General features: G+C 38.9%; 10 protein-coding genes. All 10 read right to left on the bottom strand.

Going from position 1 to position 11,229, the window contains the following annotated elements; genetic code table 11:
* Positions 1-2: 2 nt before the first annotated feature.
* Positions 3-1,190 (bottom strand): glycosyltransferase, encoded by a 1,188-nt coding sequence (locus MgSA37_RS15310; RefSeq protein ID WP_096353108.1) that lies wholly within the window; start codon positions 1,188-1,190, stop codon positions 3-5.
* A 58-nt stretch (positions 1,191-1,248) separates the two neighbouring features.
* A complete protein-coding gene (locus MgSA37_RS15305; protein WP_096353106.1) occupies positions 1,249-2,475 on the bottom strand; it encodes a glycosyltransferase in 1,227 nt (408 codons plus the stop codon).
* Positions 2,476-2,519: 44 nt separating this feature from the next.
* Positions 2,520-3,854 carry a lipopolysaccharide biosynthesis protein gene (locus MgSA37_RS15300; protein ID WP_096353105.1) on the bottom strand — a complete coding sequence of 445 codons (1,335 nt, stop codon included), beginning with the start codon at positions 3,852-3,854 and terminating at the stop codon, positions 2,520-2,522.
* A gap of 232 nt (positions 3,855-4,086) precedes the next feature.
* Positions 4,087-5,586, bottom strand: coding sequence for an O-antigen ligase family protein (locus MgSA37_RS15290; RefSeq protein WP_096353101.1), 1,500 nt, complete (start codon positions 5,584-5,586; stop codon positions 4,087-4,089).
* A gap of 18 nt (positions 5,587-5,604) precedes the next feature.
* Positions 5,605-5,739 carry a hypothetical protein gene (locus tag MgSA37_RS29405; RefSeq protein WP_260146808.1) on the bottom strand — a complete coding sequence of 45 codons (135 nt, stop codon included), beginning with the start codon at positions 5,737-5,739 and terminating at the stop codon, positions 5,605-5,607.
* 54 nt (positions 5,740-5,793) lie between these two features.
* A complete protein-coding gene (locus MgSA37_RS15285; RefSeq protein WP_096353100.1) occupies positions 5,794-7,956 on the bottom strand; it encodes a GumC family protein in 2,163 nt (720 codons plus the stop codon).
* A 3-nt stretch (positions 7,957-7,959) separates the two neighbouring features.
* Positions 7,960-8,643 (bottom strand): TolC family protein, encoded by a 684-nt coding sequence (locus MgSA37_RS15280; protein WP_096353098.1) that lies wholly within the window; start codon positions 8,641-8,643, stop codon positions 7,960-7,962.
* Positions 8,644-8,647: 4 nt separating this feature from the next.
* Complete coding sequence (locus MgSA37_RS15275; protein WP_096353097.1) at positions 8,648-9,736, bottom strand: sugar transferase; 1,089 nt, start codon at positions 9,734-9,736, stop codon at positions 8,648-8,650.
* Positions 9,714-10,103 carry a response regulator gene (locus tag MgSA37_RS15270; protein ID WP_096353095.1) on the bottom strand — a complete coding sequence of 130 codons (390 nt, stop codon included), beginning with the start codon at positions 10,101-10,103 and terminating at the stop codon, positions 9,714-9,716. Before MgSA37_RS15270 ends, MgSA37_RS15275 begins: the two co-directional genes overlap by 23 nt.
* 202 nt (positions 10,104-10,305) lie before the next feature.
* Positions 10,306-11,064, bottom strand: coding sequence for a 4'-phosphopantetheinyl transferase family protein (locus MgSA37_RS15265; RefSeq protein WP_096353093.1), 759 nt, complete (start codon positions 11,062-11,064; stop codon positions 10,306-10,308).
* Between the last annotated feature and the right edge of the window lie 165 nt (positions 11,065-11,229).

The following is an 11,229-nucleotide window of genomic DNA, read 5'->3' as shown; positions in this document are numbered from 1 at the left end:
TATTATTCGGCATTATGGATATGAGGTGTATGAATAAATTTTTTATTTGCTCCCTTTAATTTAAACAACAGCAATACCATCGTAAAAAATATTAAGGGCAGGCGTAAAACAGCCCCCAATAGCTTATTATTAACAAAACTTGAAGGCACTGCTATTAAAATGGCCAAATAACAGCAAGCGGTTGCGGCTAACCACAATTGCCATCCCGGGCCCATCCCCGGTGTTAATATCGAAAAAAGCAACATCATCGGCATTAAACCCAGCATTAATACACGGGGTAAAATGGCGGTTTGATAGATCTCGTTTAAATAATCAAAATTACCATGTTTAAAAAGCTCAGTTATACCACTCCAGCCATATACCCTAAACAGGTTAAACTGGGCCGAAAGCCATCTGCGTCTTTGTTTTTTAAATACTTCGGGGTTGCTTACTTTTTCATCGTATATCACCGCTTTATCCGCATAGGCTACGCTGATCCTGTTTCTTGTCAACAGCAGGCCCATTTCTTTGTCGAAACCACCAACTGCGTCAATCTGCATCATCACATTTTTAAATAGGCTATATTCCAAAGCCATCCCCGAACCAATAATAGCCGCTGAAAGATTAAAAACCCTTTGCGATTTACGGAAGATATGGTTGTTAACTTCTTCGCTGATGGCATCCAGTATAGCGATGGGGGTATTGGTGTTTTTTGCGGTGCGATGGCCCTGCACTACTCTATTGCCTGCCTGTAAATAGTTGTTTATTTGGTATAAAAAATCAGGCGCCGCTATATTGTCAATATCAAATACAACTGCGGCATCAAAACCATCTGCTGTGTTTTCAATCCCCTTGTGTAAGGCTTTTGATTTTGTGCTGGTTTCAAAAATAACCTCAACTACCTGTAAAGGCATTTTTTTTAGTGCTTCAACAGTTTCGGGCTTTAGCGAATCGGCAATTACGCAGATATGAAATTTATCCTTAGGATAATCGATCGTAAGCGCGTTTGCGGCAGAGTTTAAAATGATCTCATCTTCTTTATAGGAGCATATATAGATGACAAACTTCGCAAGATTACTGCTTACAGGAGGGTTTTTGACTGGAAAAAGTTTGCCCGCCAGCGAGAAAACAAATAAGTAGAGGCTGTAAAAGCCCAGGTAAACAAAGACCAGACTTGTTAATATTGAAATAATAAACTTAATAATATCCATGCTTTAATGGTTCTTATACGGTAGTTGTAACAAAAATGGTAGGGGTATTGTTAATTTTTTATGCAAAAACAATGGTTTGGCCCAATTTTTTTTTAAGATTTAACTCCAATAAGGCTTCAATTTCCAATATCCGGTGCTCCCAGGTGTTATCGGCGGCTACTGCCAGCCTTTTCTTCTGTAAGGCAGGGGTGTCTTTTAATGAGACATTTAAAGCTTCTGTAAACTCCGCAGCGTTTGCACAATACCATACAGTATCACCGGTAAAATCTTTCAGGTCGGGATTGAAATCTGTGGAAACCACAGGTCTGCCCGACCCAAGGTATTCAAAAAGCTTCAACGGGAAAATATGGCTGCTTACCTCATCTTTTTTAAAAGGAATAATAGCAACATCAAACCCTTTTAAAACTGCCGGCATCAATTCGTAAGATACAGCTCCTTTTAAATACAGGTTTTTACCTTCAAAATCACTCTCTTTAATATAATAGCTGTCAACTGGGCCGATAAATACAAAGCTCTTATCCGGGTTCATCACCGTTAGTTCTTTAACCATTTGATAGTCAATGCGCCGTTCGATATTGCCAAAATAGCCGATAATTGGTTTTGTTATACCGTCTAACACCCCAGCAATTTTTAAGCCTGGATCGAGTGCTTTCTGGCTCTGGCTGATATTGGCAGCATTTGGAATGAAATAGGAATTTTTATTAAGTAAGCCTTTTTGACGGCTAAGCTCTTTGCTGGTGGAGATTACCATATCCACATCTTTCACCAAAATATCCTCAGAAATAATGCCGTGGCGGGTTTGATAAGGCTCTATCAATGGGTCAACGCAATGATAAACCGTTAAGTCCGGCTTTAGCAATTTATGAAGCGCCGGAAAGGCAACATTATAGGAGTTGATATAAATATAGTTGCTGATATCCAGCTTTTTGATCACCTTGTTTAACCTGTTGCCAACAATTTTCTCATTGATTTTTACCAGCATACGGTATATTTTTCCCTCGGGGAGCATGTTAATGGAGGGCACCGGCGGGCTGATAACGATTTTTAGGTTGGGAATATCGGTATCAATAAGGCTATTGTCTGCTGAAAAAAAGTGTGCTTTTCTTGTTTGAAAACCTTTCGTGTTTCTGAATTTTATATAATCAAACCAGGTATAAGGCCGGTCTACATAGTATACTTTATTGTCTTTTGCCAGATGCTTCGCCATAGTATAGTTGGTTGACTCCAGGGCGCTGTCGAACTGCATCTGCGAAAAGATAACTATATTTTGATCCTTGAGGCTCATGTCCAAAATTAGGGGTGCAATTGTTTTATCATAAAGCTGAGCTGTTAATTATTTCCGCCCCTGATACGCGAAATAAGGGTTGAAGCCAATAATTTAGTTTCAGTAAATCCAAGATATAATATATCCCCTATTTTAAAGTTCAAATTCTTTTTCAATACCCAATAGCCATAAATTACCCCAACTATAAAAGAAGCGATAGAGGCAAGCGCAACGCCATAAAGGCTGTGGGTAAAATAAATACCTATAAAGTCTCCTGCTATGTTTACCACAAGCATTAATACAACCTTAACCAAATTTAAATGAGGTTTGTTAAGTATATCAAGCGTTATTCCAAAAAAACGATCGACGGGCAACAGAACCGCAAAGCATAAAAAGATCCGAAAGACACTTGCTGCCTCCGTGGGCACAAATTTATGGCCCCCAATTATTTCAATGATGAAATCAGCACAAATAAAGGTAACGATTGAAACGGGGATCAGCAAAATAGTTAATATCCCTGCATACTTTTTCATGATATAGGTCATGTGCGATTTTTCATTCCGCTGTACCGCTGCCGACATGGCAGGCAGAGCGGTGGCAATAAAGCTTCTTAAGGGAATTTCTATAACTTCCATTAACCTTTGCGGAAGATAGTATATAGCTACAAAGGAAGGGTCGACAAACATGTACTTTATGATAAAAGTGTCTGATCCACGCAGCAGGTAGGAACTAATGGAGGTGCCAACACTATATTTACCAAAATTTACCAGTTCTTTTACGCATTCGGTACTTTTATGACGGATGGAAGCCACCTTTGCCCAGCCTGTAATTATGGAAATTATGCTGGTTAACATTGCCGAAATGCAATACGCATAAATTACATATTGGAAAGAAGTATGATGAATAAGTATTAACCCGACAATTGACAGAAAAAAAGTAGCGGGATGGATTAACTGGAGAAAAAAGATCCGGTCAAAACGTTCCTCGGCCTGTAAAACCCATAAGGCTATACTTGATGGCAGGGTGCTGAAAAAAATGATGGCAAACCATTTAACGGTGATCTCCAGGGATGGATTTGACCCCAATAAATATGTAAGGAAACTTATCACAGCCAAAGCAGTAGTGAGTATCAACCCCATAAACCAGGCTGAGCCTACTACCGTTGTTGCCCGTTCTTCGCTTGCGCCGGAGTAAAATTTTACCAGGGAGGTTTGCAGGAAGCCGCTTCTGAAAAAATTGGCTATCGTAAATGTTATCAGAAAGAGTATCCAATAGCCAAGGTCCCGTTCCGTTAAGTTGCGCGCAAGTAAGGAAACAGTTACCATACTTACAACCGGCATTACCGCGTTACTGGCGAGCGAAAGGGTATGTTTGTTAACTAGTTTTTTTAAAAATTGCATTATGTTTTGTGCCGGCTTCAGGGTTACAAATTGATAAATAGGGAATAGTCCAATAGGTTTTTAATGGCATTTCAGTGATTTTTCCTTTTTTTAGAAAATAACGGTCAACAACCAGGTTAACCATTATTTTTGGCCAGGCCGGGCAGGGGGTATTATCAGCCAATGTGGTTCTTTTTTTAATCTTGCGGTTGATTTAATAGTGGATAAAAAAGACATTTTTAATTTCTGCTAATTAAATCTTACTGGGTTTAATTTCTGGTTTTAGTTTTCTTTCTGCCAGGTCCAATCTCATGGTAATATTCAAAATTGCCATTGCTAAAAAGAATAAAATGTTCGACGGGTATTGTACGAGTGCTTGCTGCGGATAGTTACCAACATCAAAGGCAAAAATGAATAAAACCATCCCCAGGCAATAGGTTTTTAATTCGGGATCCTTTATCAGGTAGTAGTATTGTATTCCTTTGTACATGATAACAAAGTTGAAAATACAATAAAGCAGCAGGCCTATCCAGCCCAATTCTACTGCAACCCTTACATAGCCACTGTCAGGCGGAAACTTTGCAAGGTATGAATTAGGGGCAAAACGTTGGCCCCATACACCTACAGAACCCAAGCCACCACCGAAAGGGTGTGAAAGGATATAAGGCCTGATAGCTTCCTGGTTTTTTGCGCGTTCTGCAAACGAGGCATCTTTTGAAGGCTTAAAAGCGCTTTGAAACCTGGCAAGCGTGGCGTTAGAGGTAGGTATTTTGATTAACACAAACAGCGCTATGCCCGATATTATTGAAAATACAAATATTTGACGGTTTAATTTTAATATAAACAGCATTAGTATACCTGCAGGGATGATCACATAAGATGCCCGTGTACCGGAGTATAGCATCACAAATATAAAAAGTGTAGCCATACAGCCTAAAATCACTTTTTTACTGAATTTAATTGGCCCGAACATTAATGCTATACACAACAAGGCAGCGGCAACCATATTATAGGCAAAAACAACAGGGTCTGAGAATATTGACCATTTTCTTAAATGCCCGCCAATAAACAAAAGTTTAAAACGTTCAGGAAACCGGTACAACCAATCCCGTTCTAAAGGGAGCAAACCAATAAACTCCTGCTGTATAGCCGAAATTGCCCCAATCACATCAAGTGCGAGCCAAATCTTTATCAATAGTCTTATAAATTCTTTTGTCCGGATATGATAAAGAAACACGAAGTACATTAACATAATAAAGGCTACCGTACGTACCGTAAAAACCCATTCGAGTATGGTTGGCGATACAGGATTTATGATCTCCAGCATATTGTAGCCAAGCCATATCAATAAAAAATAGGTAATAGGATTATTAAAATAACCCCACTGCTTATCCTTTTTCATTTTAACAAATAGTCCCAGAAGCAGTAAATAGGTCCATAGGTCCATTAACAAGCCTATGGGTGTTGGTTCCGGTACAAAGCGTGAAGAGTAATTGATGAAAAACGATAAAATGATCAGGCTTATAATGCCAAATTTAGGGTAAGCTACGGTAGCGTATATAATGGGCAGGCCAATAAGGGCGCAAATAATAACCACACCTATTTGGTATCCTCCCAGCGCTATAATATAAGTTACAAATAGCGAAGCTAGAACTGCAAAAATAATGACAACAGGTGCCTCAAACTTTTTGACGATCAGGTTTTCCCAAAAGGTTCTTTTATGAACATTATCTCTAAATTCGTCATTCAGCATCTGTTTGAACGCTTATTATTAAAAAAATAATATTTTTATAAACCAAACAAATATTCCTAAAAAAGCAAGTATGATAGCCACCGTAAAAGTCTTTTGCTGAAAAGGTGGCAGGTCTTTTAATGGGTTAGCTGCTTTTTTATGTTCAATTTTCATTTTTTGGGGATCAGAATAAATGACAAGAATCATCCATTAATGCCGTACACAAATTTAGTGTTTTGATTGCTTAGAATGATTCCGTATGGCAGCTTTATTTAATACCCAGCCGGCAAATTTCAGGTTCAGATGTTTCAGGTAATCGATATACTGAATTTGTGAGCGCGAAATTCCTTTATCGGTTTCAAAAACAGCGATGGCTTTGCAGCAAAATAATAGCCATTCTTTTGACTGATTTAAGGAGTCAAGCGGCGGAAGATCGATCAGTATAATATCGTACCTGGATTTCAGGTCGTCAAATTCCCGTTGAATATTCTTTTCATCGTTTATCTCCAACAAAGTAATATCGCCGCCGCGATTGCCTAAAACACTAATGGAGCTGTTATCCCTTTCGATGTAGGAATTATTTCTGAAATAATCTTCAACAAATAGTTTGGGCTGAATGGTCCGGCTTAGTGTTGGATTATTAAAATTACCATCAATCAATAATACCTTTTTGTTTATAGCCGAATAGGAGTAGGCTAAACTGGTTGCAACAAGCGTTTTTCCTTCGCCCGCCACCAGGCTGGTTATGCCCAATACTTTTCCACCCTTTAGTTCCTGGTCAATTTCAAACCTTACAGATCGCAGTAACTCTTTAAATTGCTGCATTTTTTGCCTGTTCTCTACATCCCAAAGTTTCTTTAGGTCCGGCTTTGGTCCCGTGATCAGGTTCAGCGACCCTAATAAAGGCAATTGGGTAGCGTTTACAAGGTCAATCGGCTCTTTTATAGTATCATCAAGATAATAAAGCACAAATAAAACCAACAGGCAAATAACCAAACTTCCAATGCCGCTTAATGCTATCAAAAGCATTTTCTTCGACGGTTCAGCCACATCTGGTGTTGCAGGTTCAACCTGCATTAGTTTTATTGAAAAATTCGACTGCAAATTTAGCGCGTTAAACTTATTCAATACATCAAGGTATTCCTGGCTGGCAATGGTTATGTCTGATTCATAAGTCTTAACCTTAGCGTCGAACGGTACCAGGCGGTCGTATTTTGCTTTTAAATCAGCAAGTTCTTTATCAATGGACTGTACGCTGTATTTTGCGAGGTCGCGGGTAACTTCAAGTTCTAATTTTTTTGCAACCAGGTTGTCTTTGTTTACCAATGGATTGGTAATATATTTATCGGATGTGTTGTCAATTTGAGCCGTAAGCTGTTTTTGCATCGAATCCAATGCCGGCTTATAAGAAGGATTAAACCCGCTGTGTACATATTCGTCATTCAGTGTACGCAGTTGATCGGCTGTATTGGTGATCGATTGGTTATACTGGCTTATCGTCGACTCGATATATTGCCTGTCTTTTGGGTTAAACCTGTTATCAATGGCTTTAACTGCGCCATCGTAGGATTGGATATTCCGCTCAGCTTCAATTTTTTTATCATTGTAGATCAGCATTTGGGCGAAAATATCTTTTGCCTGGTCCTCAACATTTAAAATGCCATTCTTTATTTTATACTGCTGCAGCGAATCTTTTTTATTATTAAGTGTGTTTCGTTTTTCTTCAAGCAATTTTGATAGAAAATCCAACGCGTTTGATTCATTCTGTTTTACGTTTACTGTATAGTAACTGATAAATTCCTTACTCAGCGTATTTACGATAAAAGCAGATAGTTCAGGGTTTTCGGAGGAATAGGTGATCGTAATAAAATCACTTTCACCATCGCGTTCAATGTCCAGGTCCTTGCGGAGCGAACGCTCATCGTATTTCATCGAGATCAAAAGTTCGTTTAATCCCTTTTCATCTGCATTATATAAAGACAAAGGCTCTCCGTTTTGGAGCTTTGCGCGATAAACCACTAAAGCGTGTTTGATGGCGTCGGGGCTCAGGTCTTTGAATTTGTGGTTAAGTTTTCTGAAAGGGGCGGGGCTGCTCAGGTCATGGATGATCAGCTGGTAGGAAACATTATCAACCAGTTTTTTTAGTTTGATGATTTCGGTTAAGTTGCTAAACTCCCGGTTGATCTGGTCCTGCTGCGCGTTGGGGTTGTCTTTACTATCTAACAGGTGTCGCGATGCATCAACAATGCCGGTGGCAATTTGTGTACTGGAAACATATTGGTCTGGCAGATTTTTGACAAGAAAGTATGATGCAGTTACCATTGCCAGAACAATGATAATGATGATGTATTTATATTTGCCTACGAGTGAAAAATACGACGATAGTTCCATTAGTTATTTTACGCTTTCCAGCTTGGTTCCCAACATTTCCTCAAGATTGGTTTTAGCCGTGAATAAAGCAAGTTCAGCCTGTACTCTAAATGAGTTTTGGTTATAAAGGTTTGTCAATGCCTGGCTATAAACCTCAAAAGTAGTTTCCCCTTTATCAAATGTGTGTTTTATTTGGTTTACTGCGGTTGTTGCATCCTGCACAGCATTTACCTTATTCCTTAAATCTGCCTGGGCCTCTATGTAGGCAAAATAAAACCGCTTTACCTGCGCTTCAATGGTTAAATCGTATTGTGCCTGGTTTTCTTCGGCAATTTTAACCGCTACCCTTGCATTGTGGATAGTATAAGGTCTCTCAAAAAGAGAGCCTATGCTAACAGTAGCCACCAATTGAAGCCCGTTAAAAATAATTGGATTGGTAGCACTTGTTGTGGTTGAACCCTGCGGACTGTAAATATAAGAGGCGCTGAATGCATCCAGCCACGTAAAACTGGCCTGGTGAAAACTGCTTTTTGCAATTTCGGTTTGGTAGGCAAGTGTTTTCACTTGCGGGTAGTTCTTTTTTGCTGTCGCAATCAGTTTCTCCAGGTAAGGGTAGGATAGGTCCTGGAAGATGGTTGCTTGAGCATAGGTTTTTCCGGCTAAAGTCAAAATAAATAATGAGAGCAATAGGGCCTTTAATTTATTCATTAGTTTAAACTTTTTCTTTCTGAAATACCGCCGGTACCGTTTTAAAAAGAATTTTCATATCCAACCAAAATGAATGGTTTTGTGCATAAAAATTATCCAGTTTCTTTCTTTCCCGTTCCGACATGTCCAATTTACCGCGTTTGGTTATTTGCCATAACCCGGTTAAACCTGCCGGCCCTAAAAAACGCATCGACCACTCATTCGATGTCAGCATTTCAGCTTCATAAACCGGTAAAGGTCTGTTACCAACGAGTGACATATCGCCCACCAAAATGTTGAACAATTGAGGCAACTCGTCGAGGCTCGAATTTCGTAAAAAATTGCCGAGTTTAGTAATGCGGGGATCGTCTTTAATTTTAACAAATGCGGCTTTTGTGCCCCCATCCTCATTTGCGTACTGATTTTGTGTGGATAACTCTATTAACAACTTGTCAGCATCTACCCGCATCGACCTGAATTTATAGAAATCAAACACCTTATAGCCTGTTCCAACGCGTTTGCTTTTATACAATACGGGCCCTTTTGACCCCAATTTTACCGCTATGGCTATCAGTAGCAATAAGGGTGAAAGTATCAAAAGCATCGTTCCGGAAACCAGTACGTCAAGTAGCCTTTTACCTACGGGGATCCTGTAGGCAGTATCAACTTCTTTTGAAATCTCGATCAGTTTGGGCTTGATGAGTTTAAATTTTACCAGGAAATTCAACCGCTCCCGAAGATCGCTCATCGCGAAAGGATAAATATAAAAGTCATGAACTTTTAACCTCATGGCATTTATTTTTAAATCCTTGTCGTTTGACAGGGAGATCAAAACTATAATAAGCCCGTTGAACAGAAAATTCTGTTTTAAACGCTCAATCAGTTTAAAACACTCGCCATTTTCATCAACTTCCAGCAAAATAATCTCCGGAATGGATAGTATGGATTGATTACCCATATATTCTTCAAACTCTTCCAGCGTTTCGTTGAAAATGATCTGAAAATAGTTATTCAGTTCGCTTGCCACCAGTTCTTTAATCTGCGTTCCGGCATAGGCGATCCTGGTATGCGAACCCGCATTCTCATTCCATTCAGTTGCTAGTGGCAGCGGCATAAATATTTATTACTTGCAGAATTGCAGTTTTTAATGAAGTTGGGTTAAAGGGCTTTGGCATATAGGCGTCAACCTGGAAGGGCATTTTGCTCACCTGTTCATCCAGATCGTGGGCTGCTGACAGCATGATGATCGGTATATCACGGAAAAGACCGCTGATTTTAACGTTTTTTATAAATGATTGACCGTCGAAATAGGGCATTTGAAGATCAGAAATGATCAAGTCAGGGATATTCCCATCTTCAAGCCATGAAAAAGCATCAATACCATTATTCCTCACTATTATTTCATAGTCTTTCGCGAGAATAAAATTAAGTAGCTTTAAAATACTTAAATCGTCGTCAACTATTAGTATTCTCTTTTTCATTTAAATGCTGGTTTGGTAGTGTATTATTTAATTCACCCTGATTACGTATTTTAGCAGCTAAAGGTTTTAAAAACAACTGTCAAAAACCCTCTTTTTAATAATAAAATACTCATTTAGCGTTTTCGTTGGCGATAAATCCGGTTTTAGTTTGTGTAAATATTATTCCGTATCTGAAATATATGTGTACATATTATTTTATATTTTAGAAAAAGGCAAAGTTTTTATGACCAAGATCCGTTTCCCAAAACCTGATATCACCTGTTTTGTCGCTGATTGCTGCACTTGCAAAATAATCTTTGTGTAACATAAATGAGCTTACAGTCCAATTGTTATGTGAAGATAAAATATTTCCTTTTAGATAATGCTGCCCGTCGAGACATGGTATGAATTTAAGATCCTCATCCAGGCCTTTGCCGGTTGCTTTTGTTAATGCTTCCTTTCTTGTCCATAGCATAAAAAAGCGCTCCGTTGATTTTTCCTGATTTATGAAATGGGATTCTTCCGGGCTGAAATATTCGTTTATGACATCGCTAAAGTCATACGAGTTATTTACCAGTTCCGTATCTATACCGATCAACGCGTCCGAAACAGCCAGGATGATCCAATCGCCCGAATGGGATAAGTTATAAAACAATGGTGAATCTTTTATATAAGGCTTTTTATTTTCACCGGTTTCAATTTCTATCAAAGCGGGCTTGCGGTTTAAATAACGGCCCATGATAAGCTTTAACGCACCGCGGCTGATGATATACCTGTCGCTGTCGTGTTTGTGCAAAAAACGGCCGGCTTTAACCTGTTCATCCCGGGTCAGCAGCGTGGATAAATTTTGGATCGATGATGAATTTGAATGGATGTTGATCCGCCAGATATCAGCCTGATTATTGATGCTGAAAGCACAACCCGAGCTGTCATCCCATTTCACCTGGCTTAGAAAGCTGTTCGATACTTTTATTTGGACCATTCTTTGAAGTCTCAATTCTTAGCCTTGAATCTTAAGTTAATATTTATCAGGACGGTAATTTAGTCATTCTTCCCGAGGTTTTGAATAGTTTGAATTAATATTTTAATTTATAGCTAATAAAATTGTAAACTGAATTATATCAATACATTAGACCAAAAGATTTAT

It is taken from the genome of Mucilaginibacter gotjawali (assembly GCF_002355435.1).
In the GTDB taxonomy this organism is placed as follows: Bacteria; Bacteroidota; Bacteroidia; order Sphingobacteriales; family Sphingobacteriaceae; genus Mucilaginibacter; species Mucilaginibacter gotjawali.
This window is presented reverse-complemented; position numbering and strand designations above follow the sequence as displayed.

Excerpts from the sequence above, each read along its gene's own strand:
- MgSA37_RS15265 (WP_096353093.1), bottom strand. The coding sequence starts at position 11,064 with ATGGTCCAAATAAAAGTATCGAACAGCTTTCTAAGCCAGGTGAAATGG.
- MgSA37_RS15305 (WP_096353106.1), bottom strand. The coding sequence starts at position 2,475 with ATGAGCCTCAAGGATCAAAATATAGTTATCTTTTCGCAGATGCAGTTC.
- MgSA37_RS15280 (WP_096353098.1), bottom strand. The coding sequence starts at position 8,643 with ATGAATAAATTAAAGGCCCTATTGCTCTCATTATTTATTTTGACTTTA.
- MgSA37_RS15270 (WP_096353095.1), bottom strand. The coding sequence starts at position 10,103 with ATGAAAAAGAGAATACTAATAGTTGACGACGATTTAAGTATTTTAAAG.
- MgSA37_RS15275 (WP_096353097.1), bottom strand. The coding sequence starts at position 9,736 with ATGCCGCTGCCACTAGCAACTGAATGGAATGAGAATGCGGGTTCGCAT.
- MgSA37_RS15310 (WP_096353108.1), bottom strand. The coding sequence starts at position 1,190 with ATGGATATTATTAAGTTTATTATTTCAATATTAACAAGTCTGGTCTTT.
- MgSA37_RS15300 (WP_096353105.1), bottom strand. The coding sequence starts at position 3,854 with ATGCAATTTTTAAAAAAACTAGTTAACAAACATACCCTTTCGCTCGCC.
- MgSA37_RS29405 (WP_260146808.1), bottom strand. The coding sequence starts at position 5,739 with ATGAAAATTGAACATAAAAAAGCAGCTAACCCATTAAAAGACCTGCCA.
- MgSA37_RS15290 (WP_096353101.1), bottom strand. The coding sequence starts at position 5,586 with ATGCTGAATGACGAATTTAGAGATAATGTTCATAAAAGAACCTTTTGG.
- MgSA37_RS15285 (WP_096353100.1), bottom strand. The coding sequence starts at position 7,956 with ATGGAACTATCGTCGTATTTTTCACTCGTAGGCAAATATAAATACATC.